Origin of the sequence: Candidatus Pseudomonas auctus (genome assembly GCF_048654275.1) — a bacterium.
Classification (GTDB): Bacteria; Pseudomonadota; Gammaproteobacteria; order Pseudomonadales; family Pseudomonadaceae; genus Aquipseudomonas; species Aquipseudomonas pharyngis.
Map to the genome: position 1 here is coordinate 22,672 of NZ_JBJYZK010000008.1, position 22,957 is coordinate 45,628.

Consider the following 22,957-nt stretch of genomic DNA (forward strand, 5'->3'; position numbering starts at 1 on the left):
AGGGGTGCATCATGGCAATCGTTAAATGCAAACCGACTTCCCCTGGCCGCCGTTTTGTGGTCAAGGTGGTCAACCAGGAGCTGCATAAAGGCGCTCCTCACGCACCGCTGCTCGAGAAAAAATCGAAGTCTGGTGGTCGTAACAACAATGGCCGTATTACCACTCGTCACATCGGTGGTGGTCATAAGCAGCATTATCGTCTGGTCGACTTCCGTCGCAACGACAAGGATGGCATCGCTGCCACTGTCGAGCGTATCGAATACGATCCAAACCGTACTGCTCACATCGCTCTGCTGCTGTACGCAGATGGCGAGCGTCGCTACATCATCGCCCCTAAAGGCGTGAGCGCTGGCGACCAGCTGATCGCAGGTGCTCTGGCACCGATCAAGCCGGGCAACGCTCTGCAACTGCGCAACATTCCAGTTGGTAGCACCGTACACGGCATCGAACTGAAGCCAGGTAAAGGCGCGCAAATCGCTCGTTCCGCTGGCGCTTCGGCTCAGCTGATCGCTCGTGAAGGCGTTTACGTGACCCTGCGTCTGCGTTCCGGTGAAATGCGTAAAGTACTGGCTGAGTGCCGTGCGACCCTGGGCGAAGTCTCGAACTCCGAGCACAGCCTGCGTTCGCTGGGTAAAGCTGGTGCCAAGCGCTGGCGTGGCGTTCGCCCAACCGTTCGTGGTGTTGCCATGAACCCGGTTGACCACCCACATGGTGGTGGTGAAGGTCGTACCTCTGGTGGTCGTCATCCGGTATCGCCATGGGGCTTCCCGACTAAGGGCGCGAAGACTCGTGGTAATAAGCGTACCGACAAAATGATCGTCCGTCGTCGCAAGTAAATAGAGGGATACGACAGTGCCACGTTCTCTGAAAAAAGGTCCTTTTATTGATCTTCACCTACTGAAGAAGATCGAAGTGGCGGCGGAAAAGAACGATCGCAAACCAATTAAGACTTGGTCGCGTCGTTCGATGATCCTGCCACAAATGGTCGGTCTGACCATCGCAGTACACAACGGTCGTCAGCACGTCCCAGTTCTCGTTAACGAAGACATGGTCGGCCACAAACTGGGCGAGTTCGCCGGTACCCGCAACTATCGCGGGCACGTGGCAGACAAGAAAGCCAAGCGTTAAGGGGTAAGGAAATGGAAGTAGCCGCTAAGTTGTCGGGCGCTCGAATCTCCGCCCAGAAAGCCCGCTTGGTCGCCGACCAGATCCGCGGGAAGAAGGTGGGCGAAGCGCTCAACCTGTTGGCTTTCAGCAGTAAGAAAGCCGCCGAGATCATGAAAAAAGTGCTGGAGTCGGCCGTAGCCAACGCCGAGCATAACGAAGGCGCAGACGTTGATGACCTGAAGGTCAGCACCGTTTTCGTCAACGAAGGGCGTTCGCTGAAGCGCATCATGCCACGTGCCAAAGGCCGTGCTGATCGCATCGTCAAGCGGTCTTGCCATATCACTGTCAAGGTTGCTGACAAGTAACGGAGTCGAAGAGATGGGTCAGAAAGTACATCCCATTGGCATTCGCCTGGGAATCGTCAAGGAGCACACCTCCGTCTGGTACGCAGACGGTCGGACTTATGCGGACTACTTGTTCGCTGATCTGAAGGTGCGTGAATACCTCCAAGACAAACTAAAAAGCGCGTCCGTAAGCCGTATCGATATCCATCGTCCGGCCCAAACTGCACGCATCACCATCCACACCGCTCGTCCAGGTATTGTTATCGGGAAGAAAGGTGAAGATGTTGAGAAACTGCGTCAGGACCTGACCAAGCAAATGGGTGTGCCTGTGCACATCAATATCGAAGAGATCCGCAAGCCGGAGCTCGACGGTATGCTGGTTGCGCAGAGCGTAGCTCAGCAGCTGGAGCGTCGTGTAATGTTCCGTCGCGCCATGAAGCGCGCTGTACAGAACGCCATGCGCATTGGTGCCAAAGGCATCAAAATCCAAGTGAGCGGTCGTCTCGGCGGTGCTGAAATTGCACGTACTGAATGGTATCGCGAAGGTCGTGTGCCACTGCACACCCTGCGTGCCGACATCGACTATGCCAACTACGAAGCTCACACCACTTACGGTGTGATCGGTGTAAAGGTTTGGATCTTCAAAGGCGAAGTAATTGGTGGTCGCCAAGAAGAGCTGAAGCCACAAGCACCAGCGCCTCGTAAAAAAGCTGCTAAGTAAGGGGTACGCCAAATGTTGCAACCTAAGCGTACGAAGTTCCGCAAGCAGATGACCGGCCACAACCGTGGTCTGGCACTGCGCGGTAGCAAAGTCAGCTTCGGCGAGTTCGCGCTGAAGTCTGTAGCTCGTGGTCGTCTCACCGCTCGTCAGATCGAGTCAGCGCGTCGTGCACTGACCCGTCACGTAAAACGTGGCGGCAAGATCTGGATCCGTGTATTCCCGGACAAGCCGATCTCCAAGAAGCCTCTCGAGGTTCGTATGGGTAAAGGTAAGGGTAACGTGGAGTACTGGGTTGCCCAGATTCAGCCAGGCAAAGTCCTGTATGAAATCGAGGGTGTTTCTGAAGAGCTGGCGCGTGAGGCTTTCGCCCTGGCTGCTGCAAAGCTGCCGCTCGCCACCTCCTTTGTTAAACGGACGGTGATGTGATGAAAGCGAATGAACTTCGTGAAAAATCCGCACAGCAGCTGAACGAGCAACTGCTCGGCTTGCTGCGCGACCAGTTCAATCTGCGCATGCAGAAAGCAACTGGCCAGTTGGGGCAGTCTCATCTGCTCTCGCAAGTTAAGCGTGACATTGCTCGCGTGAAGACTGTGCTCAACCAGCAGGCAGGTAAGTGATCATGGCTGAAGCCGAAAAAACTGTCCGTACGCTGACTGGCCGTGTTGTCAGCGACAAGATGGACAAAACCATCACCGTTCTGATCGAGCGTCGCGTTAAGCACCCGATCTACGGTAAATACGTTAAGCGTTCGACTAAGCTGCACGCGCACGACGAAACCAATCAGTGCCACATCGGCGACAAAGTCACTATTCGTGAAACTCGTCCGATGGCCAAGACCAAGTCTTGGGCGCTGGTTGATGTTCTCGAACGCGCTGTGGAAGTCTAAGGGCTAGGGGTCGGAGAAATTATATGATTCAGACTCAATCCATGCTCGATGTGGCCGATAACAGCGGCGCTCGCCGTGTTATGTGCATCAAGGTGCTGGGTGGCTCCCATCGTCGTTACGCTGGTATCGGTGACATCATCAAAGTTACCGTGAAGGAAGCAATTCCTCGCGGTAAGGTGAAAAAAGGCCAAGTGATGACTGCTGTTGTAGTCCGCACTCGTCACGGCGTACGTCGTGCTGATGGCTCCATTATCCGCTTTGATGGCAACGCTGCTGTTCTTCTGAACAACAAGCAAGAGCCGATCGGCACCCGTATCTTTGGGCCAGTGACCCGTGAACTTCGTACCGAGAAGTTCATGAAGATCGTCTCGCTCGCCCCAGAAGTGCTGTAAGGAGATCCGACATGCAAAAGATTCGTCGTGACGACGAGATCATCGTGATCGCCGGCAAAGACAAAGGTAAGCGCGGTAAGGTGCTGAAGGTTCTTGCTGACAACCGTCTGGTTGTTGGTGGTCTGAACCTGGTCAAGCGTCATACCAAGCCTAACCCGATGTCGGGCGTACAGGGCGGTATCGTCGAGAAAGAAGCGCCACTGCACGCTTCCAACGTCGCCATCTTCAACGGCGAAACCAACAAGGCTGACCGCGTTGGTTTCAAAGTAGAAGACGGTAAGAAAATTCGTGTCTTCAAGTCGACCCAAAAAGCGGTTGATGCTTGAACACTGCTAGGTAGAAGACCATGGCACGACTAAAAGAGATTTACCGGAAGGAAATCGCTCCGAAACTTAAGGAAGAACTTAAGCTTTCGAACGTGATGGAAGTTCCGCGCGTTACCAAGATCACCCTGAACATGGGTCTGGGCGAAGCGATCGGCGACAAAAAAGTCATCGAGCACGCTGTTGCTGACCTGGAAAAGATCACCGGCCAGAAAGTCGTTGTGACCTACGCTCGCAAATCCATCGCAGGCTTTAAAGTCCGTGAAGGTTGGCCGATCGGCGTCAAAGTGACCCTGCGCCGTGAGCGTATGTACGAGTTCCTGGATCGTCTGCTGTCTATCTCCCTGCCTCGGGTTCGCGACTTCCGCGGCCTGAATGCCAAGTCCTTCGATGGTCGTGGCAACTACAGCATGGGCGTGAAAGAGCAGATCATTTTCCCGGAAATCGACTACGACAAGATCGATGCTCTCCGCGGTCTGGACATTACCCTGACCACCACTGCCAAGAACGATGACGAAGGCCGCGCTCTGCTGCGTGCTTTCAAATTCCCGTTCCGCAACTGATTGGAGTAGGAAAATGGCCAAGAAGAGCATGAAAAACCGTGAGCTGAAGCGTCAGCTCACTGTTGCCAAATACGCCGTCAAGCGTGCAGCGCTGAAAGCTATCATCGTCGATCTGAACGCAAGTCCAGAAGCGCGTTGGGAAGCTACCGTAGCTCTGCAGAAGCAACCGCGTGACGCAAGCGCTTCGCGCATGCGTAACCGTTGCCGTCTGACCGGTCGTCCGCACGGCGTTTACCGCAAGTTCGGCCTCGGCCGTAACAAACTGCGTGAAGCGGCAATGCGTGGTGACGTACCAGGTCTGGTTAAAGCCAGCTGGTAATTGCTGTCAAAGCCTTGATGGTCGGGGTCGCAAGAACCTGACCATCGGTGGCCTTGAACTTGAATCAAGCCCCTTTTGGGGCTTGATTCATTTCTGGGGTGTGTCTAGAATGACCGGCTCGCCTGAGCCCGTGTTTTTTACGCCCGGAATTCCTCGGCGACAAGTAGTAGCCGCAAGGCTAATTTTTCTGTATTAGGAGCGTCTAGCCCATGAGTATGCAGGACCCGTTAGCGGACATGCTAACTCGAATCCGTAATGCCCAGATGGCTGAAAAGTCCGTCGTAAGCATGCCGTCTTCCACGTTGAAGGTGGCTGTAGCAAAAGTCCTGAAGGACGAAGGTTACATCGCGGGTTATCAGATCAGCAGCGAAACCAAGCCGCTGCTGTCCATCGAGCTGAAATACTTCGAAGGCCGTCCGGTCATCGAGGAAGTGAAGCGCGTTAGCCGTCCAGGCCTGCGTCAGTACAAGTCCGTCGAAGATCTGCCAAAAGTACGTGGCGGCCTCGGTGTGTCTATCGTCTCCACCAACAAAGGTGTGATGACTGATCGTGCTGCGCGCGCTGCCGGTGTCGGCGGCGAAGTTCTTTGCACTGTGTTCTAAGGGGGGATAAGCATGTCTCGCGTCGCTAAGAACCCCGTTAAGCTGCCAGCCGGTGTCGAAGTAAAATTCGCAGGCCAACAGCTTTCGGTGAAGGGTGCCAAGGGTACTCTTGAACTGAACGTCCATTCGTCCGTTGAAGTCGTTGAAGAAGCCGGTGAGCTGCGTTTTGCTGCTCGCAATGGCGATCAACAGACTCGCGCAATGGCCGGTACCACTCGTGCGTTGGTAAACAACATGGTCCAGGGCGTAAGCCAAGGCTTCGAGCGCAAGCTCCAGCTGGTCGGTGTTGGTTACAAAGCGCAAGCAAAAGGTCAGGTGCTGAACCTGGCTCTTGGCTTCTCGCACCCAGTGGATTACGAACTGCCGGAAGGCATCACCGCTGAGACTCCTAGCCAGACCGATATCCTGATCAAGGGCATCGACAAGCAGCTGGTAGGTCAAGTGGCCGCCGAGATCCGCGACTTCCGTCCACCAGAGCCGTACAAAGGCAAAGGTGTGCGCTACGCGGACGAAGTCGTCCGTCGTAAAGAAGCCAAGAAGAAGTAGGGCATAGCAAATGACCGACAAAAAAGTTACTCGACTGCGTCGCGCTCGCAAAGCACGCCTGAAAATGCACGAACTCGAAGTCGTGCGTCTCTGCGTGTTCCGCTCTTCGCAGCACATCTACGCCCAGGTCATTTCGGCCGACGGCAACAAAGTCCTGGCAAGCGCCTCGACTTTGGATAAAGAACTGCGTGATGGCGCCACTGGCAACATCGACGCGGCCACTAAGGTTGGCCAGCTGGTCGCTACGCGTGCTAAGGCCGCTGGCGTCTCGCAGGTGGCTTTCGACCGCTCTGGCTTCAAGTACCACGGCCGCGTTAAAGCGCTGGCTGATGCTGCTCGTGAAGCTGGGCTGGAGTTCTAAGTTATGTCAAATAACGACCAAAAGCGCGACGAAGGCTACATCGAGAAGCTGGTTCAAGTTAACCGCGTAGCCAAAACCGTTAAAGGCGGCCGTATCTTCACTTTCACCGCGTTGACCGTGGTTGGTGATGGTAAAGGGCGTGTTGGCTTCGGCCGTGGCAAGTCGCGTGAAGTGCCTGCTGCGATCCAGAAGGCAATGGAAGCTGCTCGCCGCAACATGATCCAGGTTGATCTGAACGGCACCACTCTGCAGTACGCAATGAAGTCCGCTCACGGCGCTTCGAAGGTGTACATGCAGCCTGCTTCTGAAGGTACCGGTATCATCGCTGGCGGCGCTATGCGTGCTGTCCTCGAAGTTGCTGGCGTTCAGAACGTTCTGGCCAAGTGCTACGGCTCGACTAACCCGGTAAACGTGGTTCACGCCACTTTCAAGGGTCTGAAAGCTATGCAATCTCCTGAGTCCATCGCTGCCAAGCGCGGCCTGACTGTCAAGGAGATCTTCTGATCATGGCTACCGTTAAAGTAACGCTGATCAAAAGCATGACCGGCCGCATCCCTAACCACAAACTGTGCGTTAAGGGTCTGGGTCTGCGTCGCATCGGTCACACTGTAGAAGTCCAGGATACTCCCGAGAATCGCGGGATGATCAACAAGGCTTACTACATGCTGCGTGTCGAGGGTTAATCGATGAAACTCAATGATCTGAGTCCAGCGCCGGGTTCCCGTCGCGAAAAGCATCGTCCGGGCCGTGGTATCGGTAGTGGTTTGGGTAAGACTGGTGGCCGTGGTCACAAAGGTCAGACTTCCCGCTCCGGTGGCACCATTGCTCCAGGCTTTGAAGGCGGTCAACAGCCGCTGCATCGTCGCCTGCCGAAGTTCGGTTTCGTTTCCCTGAAAGCCATGGATCGCGCAGAAGTGCGTCTGTCCGAGCTGGCTAAAGTGGAAGGCGACATCGTCACCGTGCAGTCCCTGAAAGATGCCAACGTGATCAACGTCAACGTGCAGCGTGTGAAAATCATGCTGTCCGGTGAAGTGGCTCGCGCTGTCACTATCGGCAAGGGAATCGGCGCCACCAAAGGTGCGCGTGCGGCTATCGAAGCAGCTGGCGGCAAGTTCGAGGAATAAATGGCTAAGCAAGGTGCTCTCTCTGCGCTCGGCAAAGGCGGTATGTCTGAACTTTGGGCTCGTCTGCGTTTTCTGTTCCTGGCGATTATCGTCTACCGAATAGGCGCACACATCCCGGTTCCAGGTATCAACCCGGACCGACTCGCAGACCTGTTTCGACAGAATGAGGGGACCATTCTTAGCTTGTTCAACATGTTTTCCGGCGGCGCGCTGGAGCGGATGAGCATCTTTGCACTGGGGATCATGCCGTACATTTCGGCATCGATCATCATGCAACTGATGACCGCCGTCAGCCCGCAGCTGGAGCAGTTGAAGAAGGAAGGTGAAGCTGGCCGTCGCAAGATCAGCCAGTACACCCGCTACGGCACCGTCGTCCTAGCTCTCGTTCAGGCCATTGGCATGTCCATTGGTCTGGCGGGGCAGGGCGTTGCGTTCACTGGTGACTTTGGCTTCCATTTCGTCGCGGTCTCCACGTTTGTGGCTGGCGCGATGTTCATGATGTGGCTGGGTGAGCAGATTACTGAGCGTGGTGTAGGCAACGGTATCTCGATGTTGATTTTTTCGGGTATCGTCGCCGGTCTTCCGAGAGCAATCGGGCAGTCTTTCGAGTCTGCGCGTCAGGGCGATATCAATATCTTCGCCTTGGTTGCCATCGGTTTGCTGGCAGTAGCGATTATCGGTTTCGTGGTGTTCATTGAGCGTGGTCAGCGTCGTATCGCTGTTCACTACGCCAAGCGTCAGCAGGGCCGCAAGGTTTTTGCTGCGCAGACAAGCCACTTGCCGCTGAAGGTGAACATGGCCGGTGTTATTCCGGCTATTTTCGCGAGCAGCATTTTGCTGTTCCCGGCTTCGTTGGGTGCCTGGTTCGGTCAGTCTGAAGGTATGGGCTGGTTGCAGGACATCTCGCAGTCGATCGCTCCTGGTCAGCCGTTGAATATTCTGCTGTTTAGTGCAGGGATTATTTTCTTCTGCTTCTTCTATACGGCGTTGATGTTCAATCCGAAAGACGTAGCGGAAAACCTGAAGAAGTCCGGTGCCTTTATTCCGGGCATCCGTCCAGGTGAGCAGTCCGCACGCTATATTGATGGCGTTCTGACTCGCTTGACCATGTTCGGTGCTCTTTACATGACGGCCGTGTGCTTGTTGCCCCAGTTCCTGGTGGTTGCAGCAAACGTTCCGTTCTACCTTGGCGGGACCTCGTTGCTGATCGTGGTCGTGGTTGTGATGGACTTCATGTCCCAAGTACAATCGCACCTCGTTTCGCACCAGTACGAATCCCTGATGAAGAAAGCCAACCTGAAGGGTTACGGCAGCGGCATGTTGCGCTGAGTACCCATAAGGTTCGAGGAGTTGGTGATGAAAGTTCGTGCATCGGTGAAAAAGCTGTGCCGTAACTGCAAGATTATTCGCCGCGAAGGTGTTGTTCGAGTAATTTGCAGCGCGGAACCGCGTCACAAACAGCGCCAAGGCTGAGTGTGATTGTGCTTCAAGCCCGGTAGCTAGTGCGCTACCGGGTTGATTATTTGTTATTACAGCGATATTATCTCGCGCCCTATTTCTTGGCTTCCGGGGCGTAGGTAGCTGTCAATTGGAGTCCCACTGAATGGCCCGTATTGCAGGCGTTAACATTCCAGATAACAAGCATACTGTTATCTCGCTGACCTACATCTATGGTGTTGGTCGCACTACTGCACAGAAGATCTGTGCAGAGACTGGGGTAAACCCAGCCGCAAAGATCAAGGATCTGAGCGACGAGCAGATTGAACAGCTGCGTGGCGAAGTGGCGAAGTTCACCACTGAAGGTGACCTGCGTCGCGAAATCAACATGAAAATCAAGCGCTTGATGGACCTCGGTTGCTATCGCGGTCTGCGTCATCGTCGTGGTCTGCCAGTACGCGGTCAGCGTACCAAGACCAACGCGCGTACCCGTAAAGGTCCGCGTAAGCCGATCCGCAAGTAATCGCCCCAGCGAATCGACAGGAATTTAATCATGGCAAAACCTGCTGCTCGTCCTCGTAAAAAAGTTAAAAAGACAGTGGTTGATGGCATCGCCCACATCCATGCCTCTTTTAACAACACCATCGTGACCATCACCGACCGTCAAGGTAACGCTCTTTCCTGGGCTACCTCCGGTGGTTCGGGTTTCCGCGGTTCCCGCAAGTCCACCCCGTTCGCTGCTCAAGTAGCTGCTGAGCGTGCTGGTCAAGCTGCGCTGGAATACGGCCTGAAAAACCTCGACGTGAACGTCAAGGGCCCAGGTCCAGGTCGTGAATCCGCAGTCCGCGCTTTGAACGGCTGTGGCTACAAGATCGCCAGCATCACCGACGTGACGCCAATCCCGCACAACGGGTGCCGTCCGCCGAAGAAGCGCCGCGTGTAATCCAGGAGATTGTAAAGAATGGCTCGTTACATTGGTCCAAAATGCAAACTCGCTCGTCGCGAAGGCACCGATCTCTTCCTGAAGAGCGGCGTGCGCGCGATCGAATCGAAGTGCAACATTGAAGCAGCACCTGGTATCCACGGCCAACGCCGCGGTCGCCAGTCCGATTACGGCACCCAACTGCGCGAAAAGCAGAAGGTCCGTCGTATCTACGGCGTTCTCGAGCGTCAGTTCAGCGGCTACTACAAAGCTGCTGCCAGCAAGAAAGGTGCAACTGGTGAAAACCTGCTGCAACTGCTCGAATGCCGTCTGGACAACGTTGTATACCGTATGGGCTTCGGTTCGACTCGTGCCGAATCCCGTCAGCTGGTATCGCACAAGTCGATCAGCGTTAACGGCCAGACCGTAAACGTTCCGTCCTACCAGGTTCGTGCTGGTGACGTGGTTGCTGTTCGCGAGAAGGCAAAGAACCAACTTCGCATTGTCCAAGCTCTCGAGCTGTGCGCCCAACGTGGTCGCGTAGAATGGGTAGAGGTAGATGCTGAGAAGAAGTCGGGCGTTTTCAAGAACGTTCCTGCTCGCAGTGATCTGTCCGCCGACATCAACGAAAGCCTGATTGTCGAGCTCTACTCCAAGTAAGTAAGGGCTAGAAAATAGGTGCATCCATGCAGATTTCGGTAAATGAGTTCCTGACACCCCGCCACATTGATGTGCAGGTTGTCAGTCCAACCCGCGCCAAGATCACTCTCGAGCCTCTCGAGCGTGGTTTTGGCCACACCCTGGGCAACGCGCTGCGCCGCATCCTGTTGTCCTCAATGCCCGGCTGCGCAGTAGTCGAGGCCGAGATTGACGGTGTGCTCCACGAGTACAGCGCCATCGAAGGTGTACAGGAAGACGTAATTGAAATCCTGTTGAACCTTAAAGGTCTGGCCATCAAGCTGCACGGTCGTGACGAAGTTACGCTGACCTTGTCGAAGAAGGGTTCGGGGGTGGTTACCGCTGCCGATATTCAGCTGGATCATGATGTCGAGATCGTTAATCCCGATCACGTAATCGCTAACCTGGCGTCTAACGGCGCCCTGAACATGAAGCTCACTGTAGCTCGTGGTCGTGGTTATGAACCAGCCGACTCGCGTCAGAGCGATGAAGACGAAAGCCGCAGCATCGGTCGCTTGCAGCTTGACTCTTCGTTCAGCCCGGTTCGCCGTATCGCATACGTGGTGGAAAACGCCCGTGTCGAGCAGCGTACCAACCTGGACAAGCTGGTTATTGATCTGGAAACCAACGGTACCCTGGATCCTGAAGAGGCTATCCGCCGCGCTGCAACCATCCTGCAACAGCAGTTGGCTGCGTTCGTCGACCTCAAAGGTGACAGTGAGCCAGTGGTTGTCGAGCAGGAAGACGAGATCGATCCGATCCTGCTTCGCCCGGTTGACGATCTGGAACTGACTGTACGTTCGGCTAACTGCCTTAAGGCGGAAAACATCTACTACATCGGCGACCTGATTCAGCGTACCGAAGTAGAGCTGTTGAAGACTCCGAACCTGGGCAAGAAATCCTTGACTGAAATCAAGGACGTTCTGGCCTCCCGCGGTCTGTCCCTCGGCATGCGCCTCGACAACTGGCCGCCTGCAAGTCTTAAGAAGGACGACAAGGCGACTGCCTGATCGTCGTAATCACCGAACGTAGTGTTTGGTAAGGAATGAACCATGCGTCATCGTAAAAGTGGGCGTCACCTGAGCCGCACCAGCTCGCACCGCAAGGCCATGTTCCAAAACATGGCGGTGTCGCTGTTCGAGCACGAGCTGATCAAAACTACTCTGCCAAAAGCCAAAGAACTGCGCCGCGTTGCCGAGCCGCTGATCACTCTGGCCAAGACAGACAGCGTTGCTAACCGTCGTCTGGCTTTCGACCGTACTCGTTCGAAAGCTATCGTTGGTAAGCTCTTCAACGACCTGGGCAAGCGTTACGCTACCCGTGAGGGTGGCTACCTGCGCATCCTCAAGTGCGGTTTCCGCGCTGGCGACAACGCGCCTATGGCGTACGTCGAACTGGTTGATCGTGCTGTCGGCGGTGAAGCTGTATCCGCTGAGTAAGACGTCAGTCTGAAACAAAGAACCGGGCCTAGTGCCCGGTTTTTTGTGCCTGTAAGAAATGCGCTGTTCGTACAAGCTTCTACCCTGTTTGGGTCTGCACTATGTGTGCGGATTGATCGTTAGTTTTTATCTATTGATGACCATAAGTTAATGAATTTGTGGCTGTCATATTGATGATCGATACTCCCCAGCAAGCCGATTAGCCGGCAGTTCAAGACCGATAGAGGATGAAGATCGCATGAGCCAGAACAAGACGCTTACGACCGCCAGTGGCGCACCTGTCGCCGACAACCAGAACTCTCGCTCCGCTGGCCCTCGTGGCCCGTTGCTGCTCGATGACTTCCACTTGATCGAGAAGCTCGCCCACTTCAACCGGGAAAACATTCCTGAGCGTCGTGTACACGCCAAGGGGTCGGGTGCCTACGGCACTTTTACCGTCACCCGTGACATTACTCAGTACACCAGCGCCAAACTGTTTTCTGCCGTCGGCAAGCAAACCCCGACATTCCTGCGCTTCTCCACTGTAGGTGGCGAGCGTGGCTCGGCTGACACCGAGCGCGATCCACGTGGCTTCGCTCTCAAGTTCTATACCGAAGAAGGCAACTGGGACATCGTTGGCAACAATACGCCCGTGTTCTTCATTCGTGATCCACTGAAATTCCCTGACTTTATCCACACCCAGAAACGCCTGCCGCAAAGCAACCTGAAAAGCGCGCAGATGATGTGGGACTTCTGGTCGCATTCGCCTGAAGCGCTGCACCAGGTCACGATTCTGTTCTCTGATCGCGGTATTCCGGACGGATATCGCCATATGCACGGTTTCGGCAGTCACACCTACAGCCTGATCAGTGCTCAGGGCGAGCGTCACTGGGTGAAGTGGCACTACAAGACCAAGCAAGGGATCAAGAACCTTGCGCCGGCAGACGCTGCACGCCTGGCGGGCACTGATCCGGATTACGCACAGCGTGACCTGTTCGAAGCCATCGAGCGTGGTGACTTCCCGAAATGGAGCGTATGCATCCAGATCATGACCGAAGCCCAAGCCGCTGCGCACTATGAGAACCCGTTCGACGTGACCAAGACCTGGTCGCAAAAGGAGTTTCCACTGATCGAAGTGGGTGAACTGGAACTGAACCGTAACCCGCTCAACTACTTTGCCGAAGTCGAGCAAGCCGCGTTCGGCCCGAGCAACATGGTGCCTGGCGTAGGTCTGTCGCCAGATCGCATGCTGCAAGGTCGGGTATTCGCGTACGCCGATGCCCACCGCTACCGCGTAGGTACCAATCACCAGCAACTGCCAGTGAACGCTCCGCGTAGCCCGGTGAATACTTACCAGCGTGATGGTTCGATGGCTTTTGGGAGCAATGGTGGCGCAGCGCCTAACTACGAGCCGAACAGCTACGTGGAGTCGCCGAAACAAGCGCCGCACTACGCCGAGCCTGCACTGGCCCTGAGCGGCGCGGCTGATCGTTACGATCACCGTGAAGACACTGACTACTACAGTCACGCCGGTGCGCTGTTCCGCTTGATGAGTGACGAACAGAAAGCGCTGCTGGTCAGCAACATCGCCGGGGCGATGGCGGGGGTGTCGAGTGACGTAGTCGATCGTCAGCTGCAGCATTTCTACAGGGCCGATCCGGCGTACGGAGAAGCAATCGCAAAGCTGCTCAACGTACAGCTTAACGAAGTCTAAACGAGAAGCAGAACCGCCCTCATTTGGGCGGTTTTTGCGTTATTTAGGCTGCTTTTCTCGGAATATCTTCGCTTTTATTGCGCTAAGTGAGTGACCTTCCAGTCAGGTTGGTTCAAACTACAGACTTTCAAGCAGGGAGATGTAGGGCGATGCAAGGCCACCCAGACGTTATCGATTACCTCAACACGTTGCTGACCGGCGAACTGGCCGCGCGTGACCAATATTTCGTTCACTCGCGGATGTATGAGGACTGGGGATTCACCAAGCTCTACGAACGAATCAACCACGAGATGGAAGAAGAGGCCGGTCATGCCGATGCGCTGATGCGCCGGATTCTGATGCTTGAAGGCACCCCGCGCATGCGCCCGGATGATCTGGATGTCGGCACTACCGTGCAAACCATGCTCGAAGCGGATCTGCGCCTGGAGTACAAGGTGCGCGCCGCGCTGTGCAAGGGCATCGAACTGTGCGAACAGCACGGCGACTATGTCAGTCGCGAGATCCTGCGGGTTCAGCTCAATGACACCGAAGAAGATCACACCTACTGGCTTGAAAAGCAGCTCGGCCTGATCAAGCTGATCGGTATCCAGAACTACCTGCAGTCCCACGCGTCCTGATTGCAATTGATACAAAAAAAGCCCCTGTCACTGACGAAGTGACAGGGGCTTTTTCATGCCCGGCAATCAGGCCCGATCGCGAATCAACAGCGGCTTGAGATAGTGACCGGTGTGAGATTGCTTCATCTCGGCCACTTCCTCCGGCGTACCGGTGGCGATGATCTGTCCACCTTTCGAACCACCCTCGGGGCCAAGATCCACCAGCCAGTCGGCCGTCTTGATCACGTCGAGGTTGTGCTCGATCACCACCACGGTGTTGCCGTGGTCGCGCAGGCGATGCAGTACGTCGAGCAGTTGCTGGATATCCGCGAAGTGCAGACCGGTGGTCGGCTCATCGAGGATGTACAGGGTTTTGCCGGTATCGCGCTTGGACAGTTCGCGGGACAACTTGACCCGTTGGGCCTCACCACCAGACAGCGTCGTGGCCGACTGCCCGAGCTTGATGTACGACAGGCCCACATCCATCAGCGTTTGCAGCTTGCGCGCCAGCGCCGGCACCGCGTCGAAGAACTCCCGCGCTTCCTCGATAGTCATCTCGAGGGTTTCGTGGATGCTCTTGCCCTTGTATTTGATCTCCAGGGTTTCGCGGTTGTAGCGCTTGCTCTTGCACACGTCACACGGAACGTAGATGTCCGGCAGGAAATGCATTTCCACCTTGATCAGACCGTCGCCCTGGCAGGCCTCGCAACGCCCGCCCTTGACGTTGAACGAGAAACGCCCCGGCCCGTAACCACGGGAGCGGGACTCGGGCACGCCGGCGAAGAGTTCGCGAATCGGCGTGAACAGGCCGGTGTAGGTCGCCGGGTTGGAGCGCGGCGTGCGGCCGATCGGGCTCTGGTCAATGTCGACGACCTTGTCCAGATGTTCCAGGCCCTTGATGCTGTCGTGGGCTGCCGCTTCCAGGGTAGTCGCGCCATTGAGTGCCGTGGCACTCAGCGGGAATAGCGTGTTGTTGATCAGCGTCGATTTGCCGGAGCCGGAGACGCCGGTCACGCAGGTCAGCAGGCCGATCGGGATTTCAAGGTCGACGTTGCGCAGGTTGTTGCCCCGCGCGCCCTTGAGCGACAGCACCTGTTTCTTGTTGCGCGGCGTGCGCTTGGCCGGCACCTCGATCTTGACCCGGCCCGACAGGTATTTACCGGTCAACGAATCCGGGTGCGCCATGACCTCGTCCGGCGTGCCTTCAGCGACGATCTGCCCACCATGAACACCGGCGCCCGGGCCGATATCCACTACGTAGTCGGCCAGTCGAATCGCGTCTTCGTCGTGTTCGACCACAATCACCGTGTTGCCGATGTCGCGCAGGTGCTTGAGGGTGCCGAGCAGCCGATCGTTGTCGCGCTGGTGCAGACCAATCGACGGCTCATCGAGGATGTACAGAACACCCACAAGGCCCGCGCCGATCTGGCTGGCCAGACGAATCCGCTGCGCTTCACCGCCAGACAGAGTGTCGGCACTGCGATCCAGCGACAGGTAGTCGAGACCGACGTTAACCAGAAACTGCAGGCGCTCGCGGATTTCCTTGAGAATCTTGTCGGCGATCTCGCCACGGCGGCCGGTCATCTTCAGCGCGCCGAAGTAATCGCAGGCATCGCCTATCGGCAGGTTGGTCACCGCCGGCAGGGTTTTCTCGCCGACCCACACATGCCGCGCTTCGCGACGCAGACGGGTGCCACGGCAATCCGGGCACGACTGGGTGCTGAGGAACTTCGCCAGTTCTTCACGCACGCTGGCCGATTCGGTTTCGCGGTAGCGGCGCTCTAGGTTCGGCACGATGCCTTCGAACGGGTGTGAGCGTTTGACGATGTCGCCCCGGTCGTTGAGGTATTTGAAATCGACGTTCTGTGAACCGCTGCCGTGCAGGATGAACTTCTGCTGATCGGCCGGCAGCTCGTTGAACGGCTGCTCCAGACTGAAGCCGTAATGCGCGGCCAGCGAGCCGAGCATCTGGAAGTAATAGACGTTGCGCCTGTCCCAGCCACGGATCGCGCCTTCGGCCAGGGTCAAATCACCGTTGACCAGTCGCTTGATGTCGAAAAACTGCTTCACCCCCAGACCGTCGCAGGTCGGGCAGGCGCCGGCCGGGTTGTTGAAGGAAAACAGCTTGGGTTCCAGCTCGCTGATCGCGTGGCCGCAGACCGGGCAGGCGAAGCGCGCGGAGAAGATCATCTCTTCGCCCGGCTCGTCGTCCATCGGCGCCACCAAAGCGATGCCGTCGGCCAGCTTCAGCGCGGTTTCGAAGGATTCGGCCAGACGCTGTTGCAGATCGGCGCGGACCTTGAAGCGGTCGACCACCACTTCAATCGTGTGCTTCTTCTGTTTATCCAGCTTCGGCAGTTCGTCCAGCTCGCAGAGCCGGCCGTTGACCCGGGCCCGGACGAAGCCCTGGGCACGCAGTTCTTCGAACACCGACAGGTGCTCGCCCTTGCGCTCGCGGATCACCGGCGCCAGCAGCATCAGCTTGCTGCCTTCCGGCTGGGCGAGTACCAGGTCGACCATCTGGCTGACGGTCTGCGCTTCCAGCGGAATGTCGTGATCCGGGCAGCGCGGCGTACCGACGCGCGCATAAAGCAGACGCAGATAGTCGTAGATTTCGGTGATGGTGCCGACCGTGGAACGCGGGTTGTGCGAGGTCGACTTCTGTTCGATGGAGATCGCCGGCGACAGGCCTTCGATGGTGTCGACGTCGGGTTTTTCCATCATCGACAGGAACTGCCGGGCATAGGCCGACAGGGATTCGACATAGCGGCGCTGACCTTCGGCGTACAGCGTGTCGAAAGCCAGGGAAGACTTGCCGGATCCGGACAGGCCGGTGATGACGATCAGTTTGTCCCGTGGCAGGGTCAGGTCGATGTTCTTCAGGTTGTGGGTGCGGGCCCCACGAATCAGGATCTTGTCCAAAATGGCCTCGCTCGGCGGGCGTCGAAAACACAGGAGTATACGGCCAAATACTGGATGGATGCACACTATCAAGTGAAGGGTTTTTTGCCTTACATGAAGAGAGTTTCATCTGTACGCGTCAAAGCGTCGCGATATACCCCGTCTCTCGATGGGACTGGTAGAATCGCCGCCGGTTCACACGAGGTTTTTCCATGCACGATCCCCACAGCGAACGCATGAGTGGCAGCGAGACCCGCGCGGCGAGCGGTCTGGCCCTGGTGTTCGCCTTCCGTATGCTTGGCATGTTCATGGTGTTGCCGGTACTGGCGACCTACGGCATGGATCTGGCGGGAGCGACCCCGGCCCTGATCGGGCTGGCGATCGGCGCTTATGGCCTGACCCAGGCGATTTTCCAGATTCCGTTCGGGATCATTTCCGACCGCATTGACCGGCGTCCGGTGATTTACCTGGGGCTGATCGTTTTCGCTCTCGGCAGCGTGCTGGCGGCTCAGGCCGATTCGATCTGGGGCGTGATCGCCGGGCGGATCCTGCAGGGCGCCGGGGCAATTTCCGCGGCGGTCATGGCCCTGCTCTCCGACCTGACCCGCGAACAGCACCGCACCAAAGCCATGGCCATGATCGGCATGACCATCGGCCTGTCGTTCGCCGTGGCCATGGTTGTCGGCCCGCTGCTGACCCGTGCGTTCGGCCTGTCCGGCCTGTTTCTCGCCACCGGCGGCATGGCCCTGGTCGGGATCGTGATCGTGATGTTCATGGTGCCGAAGTCCACCGGGCCGCTGAGTCATCGCGAGTCCGGCGTTGCACGCCAGGCGTTGATGCCGACGCTCAAGCACCCGGACCTGCTGCGGCTGGACCTGGGCATTTTTGTGTTACATGCGATGTTGATGTCGAGCTTCGTCGCACTGCCCCTGGCGCTGGTCGAAAAGGCCGGTCTGCCCAAGGAGCAGCACTGGTGGGTGTACCTCACCGCACTGCTGATTTCCTTCTTCGCCATGATTCCGTTCATCATCTACGGCGAGAAGAGACGCAAAATGAAACGAGTTCTGCTCGGCGCCGTGATGACGCTGATGCTGACTGAGCTATTCTTCTGGCAGTTCGGCGACAGCCTGCGGGCTCTGGTGATCGGGACGGTGGTGTTCTTCACCGCGTTCAATCTGCTGGAGGCATCGCTGCCGTCACTGATCAGCAAGGTTTCACCGGCGGGTGGCAAAGGCACGGCCATGGGCGTGTACTCCACCAGTCAGTTCCTCGGTTCGGCACTCGGCGGGATTCTCGGCGGCTGGATGTTCCAGCATGGCGGTCTGTCGGTTGTGTTCCTCGGATGTGCCGGGCTGGCTGCACTTTGGCTGGCCTTTGCTGTTACCATGCGCGAACCTCCCTACGTGACGAGCCTGCGCCTGCCGTTGTCGCCCGAAGCGATCCGCGAAGCGGGTCTGGTCGAGCGTCTCAAGGCCCTCGTAGGGGTAACTGATGCAGTGATAGTCGCTGATGAAGCGGCGATCTACATCAAACTGGACACCGAATTAATGGATCGCACCACTCTCGAACGCCTGGTGAACAACCCGGCGCAGACTGCGTGCGAAGCCTAGGAGAACGTTATGGCCCGTGGGGTTAACAAAGTCATTCTGGTCGGTACTTGCGGCCAGGATCCCGAAGTACGCTACCTGCCCAACGGTAACGCCGTGACCAACCTGAGTCTGGCGACCAGCGAGCAGTGGACCGACAAGCAGACCGGTCAGAAGGTCGAGAAGACCGAGTGGCACCGCGTATCGATGTTCGGCAAGGTTGCCGAAATCGCCGGCGAATACCTGCGCAAGGGTTCGCAGGTCTACATCGAAGGCAAGCTGCAGACCCGTGAGTGGGAAAAAGACGGTATCAAGCGTTACACCACCGAGATCGTGGTCGACATGCAGGGCACCATGCAACTGCTGGGCGGCCGTCCACAACAGGGCGACCAACAAGGCGGTGGCAACAACTACCAGCAGCAGGCGCCGCGTCAGCAGGCTCCGCGTCCGCAGCAGTCGGCACCTCAGCAGCGTTCGGCCCCGGCTCCACAGCAGGCCGCACCGCAACCGGCCCCGGATTTCGACAGCTTCGATGACGACATTCCGTTCTGAGTCGCTGCTGAATTCACGCTGAATAAAAAAGGCCCGTCGCTGAACACGACGGGCCTTTTTCATGCCCGCAGGTTTTTCAGTCAAGAATCAAATGCGGCAAAAACCGGCTCGAATCCTTGGTGATCAGGCTGTTATCTTCGCGCACGCCAATCCCGGCCGCCTGGTCGCCGATCACCCACGAGCCAATCAGCGTGTAGCTGTCGTCGAACTTCGGCAAAGGGGCAAGTTCCTGCAGGATGAATGGCGCATCGGTGTAGGGCCCATCCTCTTTGACGATCAGGCCTTCAGCGGTCTGCAACTCGATGTTGGCGCCTTCCCGCGAGAAGTACGGTTTACGCACCCAGCCCTTGGGCACCGCGCTGCCCGGATTCGGGTCGAGGTGCGCGGCGAGCAGATTCGGGTGGCCTTTGTGCAGTTCCCAAAGCAACGGCAGGGCGCCTTTGTTGGAGAGGATGGATTTCCACGCCGGTTCGAAAAACTGGGTGTCGCATCCGGCGATCGCCGCGCCGAACGGTTCGTGGAAGATGAACTCCCAGGCGTGCAGCTTGAACAGGTGCGGGATCCAGCGATCTTCGAGATCCACGAAACGACCGTCAGCGCTCAGGCCGATGTCTTCGATGTCGATGTGCCGCGATTCGATGCCGACCTTCTCTGCGATCAGCCGCAGATAATCCGTGGTGCCCTTGTCTTCGACCGAGTCTTTCATCGAGGCGAAGTAAAACGGCCGCGTGAGTTTCAGTTCGGCAAAGGCCTCGTGCAGCCGGGTGTCGATGCTGTTGAACTGATCGGCATGGCGCGGCAGCATTCCGCGCTCGATGCATTGCTCCAGCCAGCCCCACTGAAACGCCGCCGCTTCATAAAGGCTGGTGGGCGTGTCGTAGTTGAGTTCGAGCAGCTTCGCCGGGCCCTTGCCGCTGTAGGAGAAGTCCATACGCCCGTACAGATGCGGATGACCTTCCAGCCAGGACGTTCGGATCATGTCGTAGTACGACGCCGGAATGCTCAGGCGATCCAGCAGTTCTTCGCTGTGCACGACGCGGTCGACCAGGTCCATGCACATCTCGTGCAGTTCAGTGGTCGGATCCTCCAGATCGTTTTCGATCTGCGCGAGCGTGAACTGGTAGTAGGCGCGCTCGTCCCAGTACGGCTCGTCGTCGATGGTGTGAAACAGAAAGCCGAGGCTCTCGGCGGTCTGTTTCCAGTCGTGGCGCTCGGCGCAGTGGATCTTCTTCATGGTCAGCTGCTCGAACGGCCCCAGCCGCCCCAACCGCTGCGTGCGCTGGACTGGCTGCCGAAGCCGCCACGGGAGGTGGACGCAGCGACGTTGACCGGTTTGCGGTAATCGCTGTCGTAGTCCCGCTGGCTGCGGCTCGGCGCCGATTCGATGCGACGGTTCAGCGTCGAGGTGTCGTAGGTCTGGCGGGTATTGCGCTCACGATAAACCGGCCGCGAGTCGATCGCGCGGTTGTTGCTCATGGCATTGCCGATCAGCCATCCGGTGAGCCAGCCGTTGCCTGCACCGCTGGACGAGTGCGAAGTGCTGGTCTGATTGCTCTGCACGGCGGCCGCGTCGCCGGCGGGCATCTGGGCATTGGCGATCGCATCGAGGTTCTGCGCCGGCTCACCGTCCTGCGGCACTTTGAAGCCACCGAGTTTCGGTACGAAACGGCCGGCGGAATTTTTCTGACACCAGTCGGCGGCGAAGTCCGCGTCGCAGGCAGCCTTGTCGTCGTAGGCCGGGGAGATCCGCCGGTGTTCGGCCAGGGCTGCGACGTAGGCGTTCGAGCAGACATCCGGCGCCACTTCGGCGTCGACGCATTGTTCGACGCTCTGGAAGTTGCGTTGCTGCTCCTGGGCGGCCACTTCAGCGGAAATCGCCAGGGCTACCGAAGCGGCCAGCGACAGTTGAACGTACTTGCTTCGTTTCATCTCAGGCTTCCTGCCGATCAGTAGGACGGGGTCATGCACGCGGCGTTGAGCATGCCGACGCTGATCGCCACCGCCGCCACATAGATGCCGGCGGCGATTTCACCGTTAACGATGCGCTGGGACGTGCCTTTGAGCACCAGCCCGGTCGCCAGGAAAGCCAGCAATTGCACCGCGGCCGCGATCACCGCCCAGAGAACGAAGTCGAGGACGTTGATCGAATGAGCGATCACGTTGCTGGCCGGAATCGCGAAGCCGATGATTGCGCCGGACAGTGCGATCGCGGCGGCGCTGTTGCCAGCACGGATCAGCTCGAATTCCTTGTGCGGCGTGATGCGGGTGTAGACGAACTGAAACAGCATGAACAGCAGCACGGCGCCGATCAGGTAGGCGACGAAACCGACCAGCGCGGCTTTGTTCAGGGAGATGGACAACGCTTCCAGCATGGAAAACTTCCTTTTAGATGGTGCTCAAATCGGTGGTGTACAGCGAGATGCCCAGCGAGGTGCTCAGGCTGACGGTGCCTTCTTCGTCCTGTTCGACGGAGAACAGCAAGAGCTCGCGGCGATCGGTCAGGCCGGTCTCCCGGGCGTAGAGCATCGAGTGATGGTTGATGGTGTAGGACTCGTCGGGGTTGACCACCTGTTCGGTGAGCGGCACCAGTTCGGTCTGGCCGCGTTCGGTGCCCCATTCACGGGTGTATTCGACACCTTCGTGGCGGTAGGTCGGCAGGCCGATCAGGCTGTTCGGCCCGGCCAGGCGCTGCAATTCGGCGTCACTGTTGACCGTCACATAGCTGACGTAATTGAACAGCGTCACCGATTCGATCTGATCGTCGCCCGTGACATGGATCTGTACCCAGAATTCTTCATCGTTCAGGTAGTAGCGATGCAGTTTGTTCGACTGACCGAGGTCGATCCAGCCGGCGCTCCAGATGGCCTGGGCGTCGGGAACCCGCACTGAAGTGCTGCCGTCGAGCAACAGGCCGAGGGTCGTGTCGAAGCGGATCGCCTTGCCCTGCGCCAGTCCGAGGGGGCCGCCGGCAGACCCGGACGCCGGCGCGGCCGACTGCCAGTTGCTGGTGCCGAGCAAATCTTTGAACCATCCCATGGGTACATTCCTTGAAGCGGGTGGAGGTATTCGTTTGCAAAAACGCCGCTAGTGTACCGGGCGCGCGGCGAACGAGCAGGCAAAAAAGAAGGGCACCCGGTGCCCTTCTTTACTCCCGCCGCCGTTACTGGGCGGACTTCTGCTTCAGACGCTCGAGGATGGCGTTGGCGCTGCCTTCGTTCGGCGTGATGCCGGCTTCGCGCAGCTTGCGATCCAGGTCGTTGCCGGTCGACGCATCGGCCAGCTCGTCGGCAGCGCTCAGCTCGGCAGCGCGTTGCTGCTGCTTGGCTTGCAGACGGTTCAGGGTGCCGACGGCGGTTTCCAGCTTGCCGTTGGCGCCGCCGCTGGCGATCGAGGCGCTGACCTGAGCCTTCTGCACGCTGTCACGGGCCTTGGCCATGTCCACTTGCTGGCGCAGGCTCTTGATCCGCGCTTCGGCCTTGTTGATGTCCTTGCGCATGTTGTCGGCGTAGGTGCCGAACTCGTCGCTTTGTTTCTTCTCGACGCCCAGGTCGTTGGTCAGGGTCGAGATCGCTTCGGCCACTTCCAGCGCCAGGTCTTCGCGGCCGGCGTTCAGGGCGGAAACGGCCTTGGCTTCCAGGTCCCTGATCTTGGCTTCGTATTCGCTCACGCGGTCGGCGGAGAGTTTGTGCTTGGCCATGATGGTGACCAGTTCGCGACGGGCGTTGGACAGCGCGCTGTCGGCGTCACGGATTTCCTGATCGAGGATGCGCAGGGCCTGTTGATCGGCGATCGCTTCGCCGACTTCGTTGGCGCCGCCGCGCAGCGCGGTGAACAACTTGCTCCAGATGGACTGAGTCATTGGATA

Annotated in this window: 34 protein-coding genes; 28 read left to right on the plus strand and 6 right to left on the minus strand. The window is 57.8% G+C overall.

Annotated elements, in window-relative coordinates; genetic code table 11:
- Positions 1-11 precede the first annotated feature (11 nt).
- The 26 genes from rplB (at position 12) to bfr (ending at position 14,074) form a co-directional block, all read left to right on the plus strand.
- Complete coding sequence (rplB, locus tag ACKUG4_RS16200; RefSeq protein WP_003186055.1) at positions 12-836, plus strand: 50S ribosomal protein L2; 825 nt, start codon at positions 12-14, stop codon at positions 834-836.
- A 16-nt stretch (positions 837-852) separates the two neighbouring features.
- Entirely contained in the window at positions 853-1,128 is a 276-nt protein-coding gene (gene rpsS, locus ACKUG4_RS16205; protein WP_011336172.1) for a 30S ribosomal protein S19, read from the plus strand.
- Positions 1,129-1,139: 11 nt separating this feature from the next.
- Positions 1,140-1,472 (plus strand): 50S ribosomal protein L22, encoded by a 333-nt coding sequence (gene rplV / locus ACKUG4_RS16210; RefSeq protein WP_003103908.1) that lies wholly within the window; start codon positions 1,140-1,142, stop codon positions 1,470-1,472.
- A gap of 13 nt (positions 1,473-1,485) precedes the next feature.
- Entirely contained in the window at positions 1,486-2,172 is a 687-nt protein-coding gene (gene rpsC / locus ACKUG4_RS16215) for a 30S ribosomal protein S3 (protein ID WP_003176422.1), read from the plus strand.
- 12 nt (positions 2,173-2,184) lie between these two features.
- A complete protein-coding gene (rplP, locus tag ACKUG4_RS16220; protein WP_003228729.1) occupies positions 2,185-2,598 on the plus strand; it encodes a 50S ribosomal protein L16 in 414 nt (137 codons plus the stop codon).
- On the plus strand, positions 2,598-2,789 hold the full coding sequence (gene rpmC, locus ACKUG4_RS16225; protein ID WP_002555481.1) for a 50S ribosomal protein L29: 192 nt from the start codon (positions 2,598-2,600) through the stop codon (positions 2,787-2,789). The genes rplP and rpmC overlap by 1 nt, the downstream gene beginning before the upstream one ends.
- Before the next feature lie 2 nt (positions 2,790-2,791).
- On the plus strand, positions 2,792-3,058 hold the full coding sequence (rpsQ, locus tag ACKUG4_RS16230) for a 30S ribosomal protein S17 (RefSeq protein ID WP_003194644.1): 267 nt from the start codon (positions 2,792-2,794) through the stop codon (positions 3,056-3,058).
- A 23-nt stretch (positions 3,059-3,081) separates the two neighbouring features.
- Positions 3,082-3,450: a 50S ribosomal protein L14 gene (gene rplN / locus ACKUG4_RS16235; RefSeq protein ID WP_002555479.1), complete on the plus strand. Its 369-nt coding sequence runs from the start codon at positions 3,082-3,084 to the stop codon at positions 3,448-3,450.
- A gap of 11 nt (positions 3,451-3,461) precedes the next feature.
- Positions 3,462-3,776, plus strand: coding sequence for a 50S ribosomal protein L24 (gene rplX / locus ACKUG4_RS16240; RefSeq protein ID WP_003186046.1), 315 nt, complete (start codon positions 3,462-3,464; stop codon positions 3,774-3,776).
- Positions 3,777-3,796: 20 nt separating this feature from the next.
- Positions 3,797-4,336, plus strand: a complete 540-nt coding sequence (gene rplE / locus ACKUG4_RS16245; RefSeq protein ID WP_003210069.1) for a 50S ribosomal protein L5 — start codon at positions 3,797-3,799, stop codon at positions 4,334-4,336.
- 13 nt (positions 4,337-4,349) lie between these two features.
- Positions 4,350-4,655: a 30S ribosomal protein S14 gene (gene rpsN, locus ACKUG4_RS16250; RefSeq protein WP_007955639.1), complete on the plus strand. Its 306-nt coding sequence runs from the start codon at positions 4,350-4,352 to the stop codon at positions 4,653-4,655.
- 209 nt (positions 4,656-4,864) lie between these two features.
- Positions 4,865-5,257 carry a 30S ribosomal protein S8 gene (gene rpsH / locus ACKUG4_RS16255; protein WP_003228724.1) on the plus strand — a complete coding sequence of 131 codons (393 nt, stop codon included), beginning with the start codon at positions 4,865-4,867 and terminating at the stop codon, positions 5,255-5,257.
- A gap of 12 nt (positions 5,258-5,269) precedes the next feature.
- Positions 5,270-5,803 (plus strand): 50S ribosomal protein L6, encoded by a 534-nt coding sequence (gene rplF / locus ACKUG4_RS16260; RefSeq protein ID WP_011336170.1) that lies wholly within the window; start codon positions 5,270-5,272, stop codon positions 5,801-5,803.
- A 10-nt stretch (positions 5,804-5,813) separates the two neighbouring features.
- On the plus strand, positions 5,814-6,164 hold the full coding sequence (gene rplR, locus ACKUG4_RS16265; RefSeq protein ID WP_003186037.1) for a 50S ribosomal protein L18: 351 nt from the start codon (positions 5,814-5,816) through the stop codon (positions 6,162-6,164).
- 3 nt (positions 6,165-6,167) lie between these two features.
- Positions 6,168-6,668 (plus strand): 30S ribosomal protein S5, encoded by a 501-nt coding sequence (gene rpsE / locus ACKUG4_RS16270; protein WP_003176409.1) that lies wholly within the window; start codon positions 6,168-6,170, stop codon positions 6,666-6,668.
- Positions 6,669-6,670: 2 nt separating this feature from the next.
- A complete protein-coding gene (gene rpmD, locus ACKUG4_RS16275) occupies positions 6,671-6,847 on the plus strand; it encodes a 50S ribosomal protein L30 (protein ID WP_003176408.1) in 177 nt (58 codons plus the stop codon).
- A gap of 3 nt (positions 6,848-6,850) precedes the next feature.
- The gene (gene rplO, locus ACKUG4_RS16280) at positions 6,851-7,288 is read left to right on the plus strand and encodes a 50S ribosomal protein L15 (RefSeq protein ID WP_011336169.1); all 438 of its coding nucleotides are present in this window, start codon (positions 6,851-6,853) and stop codon (positions 7,286-7,288) included.
- Positions 7,289-8,617: a preprotein translocase subunit SecY gene (gene secY / locus ACKUG4_RS16285; protein WP_003228718.1), complete on the plus strand. Its 1,329-nt coding sequence runs from the start codon at positions 7,289-7,291 to the stop codon at positions 8,615-8,617.
- 27 nt (positions 8,618-8,644) lie between these two features.
- The gene (gene rpmJ / locus ACKUG4_RS16290) at positions 8,645-8,761 is read left to right on the plus strand and encodes a 50S ribosomal protein L36 (protein WP_002555468.1); all 117 of its coding nucleotides are present in this window, start codon (positions 8,645-8,647) and stop codon (positions 8,759-8,761) included.
- A 130-nt stretch (positions 8,762-8,891) separates the two neighbouring features.
- Complete coding sequence (gene rpsM, locus ACKUG4_RS16295; protein ID WP_009045849.1) at positions 8,892-9,248, plus strand: 30S ribosomal protein S13; 357 nt, start codon at positions 8,892-8,894, stop codon at positions 9,246-9,248.
- Positions 9,249-9,278: 30 nt separating this feature from the next.
- Positions 9,279-9,668, plus strand: coding sequence for a 30S ribosomal protein S11 (gene rpsK / locus ACKUG4_RS16300; RefSeq protein ID WP_002555466.1), 390 nt, complete (start codon positions 9,279-9,281; stop codon positions 9,666-9,668).
- An 18-nt stretch (positions 9,669-9,686) separates the two neighbouring features.
- Positions 9,687-10,307 carry a 30S ribosomal protein S4 gene (gene rpsD / locus ACKUG4_RS16305; protein WP_011336168.1) on the plus strand — a complete coding sequence of 207 codons (621 nt, stop codon included), beginning with the start codon at positions 9,687-9,689 and terminating at the stop codon, positions 10,305-10,307.
- Positions 10,308-10,333: 26 nt separating this feature from the next.
- Positions 10,334-11,335 (plus strand): DNA-directed RNA polymerase subunit alpha, encoded by a 1,002-nt coding sequence (locus ACKUG4_RS16310; RefSeq protein WP_003186012.1) that lies wholly within the window; start codon positions 10,334-10,336, stop codon positions 11,333-11,335.
- A 42-nt stretch (positions 11,336-11,377) separates the two neighbouring features.
- Positions 11,378-11,764 carry a 50S ribosomal protein L17 gene (gene rplQ / locus ACKUG4_RS16315; RefSeq protein WP_007955635.1) on the plus strand — a complete coding sequence of 129 codons (387 nt, stop codon included), beginning with the start codon at positions 11,378-11,380 and terminating at the stop codon, positions 11,762-11,764.
- Positions 11,765-12,002: 238 nt separating this feature from the next.
- The gene (locus ACKUG4_RS16320; protein ID WP_085613347.1) at positions 12,003-13,457 is read left to right on the plus strand and encodes a catalase; all 1,455 of its coding nucleotides are present in this window, start codon (positions 12,003-12,005) and stop codon (positions 13,455-13,457) included.
- A gap of 149 nt (positions 13,458-13,606) precedes the next feature.
- On the plus strand, positions 13,607-14,074 hold the full coding sequence (bfr, locus tag ACKUG4_RS16325; protein WP_064382244.1) for a bacterioferritin: 468 nt from the start codon (positions 13,607-13,609) through the stop codon (positions 14,072-14,074).
- Between the two features lie 66 nt (positions 14,075-14,140).
- On the opposite strand, the gene uvrA is transcribed toward bfr, so the two are convergent.
- Positions 14,141-16,975 (minus strand): excinuclease ABC subunit UvrA, encoded by a 2,835-nt coding sequence (uvrA, locus tag ACKUG4_RS16330; RefSeq protein WP_064599779.1) that lies wholly within the window; start codon positions 16,973-16,975, stop codon positions 14,141-14,143.
- Positions 16,976-17,166: 191 nt separating this feature from the next.
- On the opposite strand from uvrA, the gene ACKUG4_RS16335 reads away from it, so the two are divergent.
- Positions 17,167-18,564 (plus strand): MFS transporter, encoded by a 1,398-nt coding sequence (locus ACKUG4_RS16335; protein ID WP_445434402.1) that lies wholly within the window; start codon positions 17,167-17,169, stop codon positions 18,562-18,564.
- 9 nt (positions 18,565-18,573) lie between these two features.
- Positions 18,574-19,092 (plus strand): single-stranded DNA-binding protein, encoded by a 519-nt coding sequence (locus ACKUG4_RS16340; protein ID WP_003228709.1) that lies wholly within the window; start codon positions 18,574-18,576, stop codon positions 19,090-19,092.
- Positions 19,093-19,168: 76 nt separating this feature from the next.
- Here ACKUG4_RS16340 and ACKUG4_RS16345 read toward each other — a convergent pair whose 3' ends face one another.
- From ACKUG4_RS16345 to ACKUG4_RS16365, 5 genes are all read right to left on the minus strand, one after another.
- A complete protein-coding gene (locus ACKUG4_RS16345; protein ID WP_445434403.1) occupies positions 19,169-20,326 on the minus strand; it encodes a glutathionylspermidine synthase family protein in 1,158 nt (385 codons plus the stop codon).
- Between the two features lie 2 nt (positions 20,327-20,328).
- Complete coding sequence (locus tag ACKUG4_RS16350) at positions 20,329-21,021, minus strand: DUF1190 domain-containing protein (RefSeq protein ID WP_011336163.1); 693 nt, start codon at positions 21,019-21,021, stop codon at positions 20,329-20,331.
- Between the two features lie 17 nt (positions 21,022-21,038).
- Positions 21,039-21,464: a DUF350 domain-containing protein gene (locus ACKUG4_RS16355; RefSeq protein WP_064599775.1), complete on the minus strand. Its 426-nt coding sequence runs from the start codon at positions 21,462-21,464 to the stop codon at positions 21,039-21,041.
- A gap of 13 nt (positions 21,465-21,477) precedes the next feature.
- On the minus strand, positions 21,478-22,128 hold the full coding sequence (locus ACKUG4_RS16360) for a DUF2491 family protein (RefSeq protein ID WP_064599773.1): 651 nt from the start codon (positions 22,126-22,128) through the stop codon (positions 21,478-21,480).
- A gap of 124 nt (positions 22,129-22,252) precedes the next feature.
- Positions 22,253-22,951, minus strand: a complete 699-nt coding sequence (locus ACKUG4_RS16365; RefSeq protein ID WP_064599771.1) for a PspA/IM30 family protein — start codon at positions 22,949-22,951, stop codon at positions 22,253-22,255.
- Between the last annotated feature and the right edge of the window lie 6 nt (positions 22,952-22,957).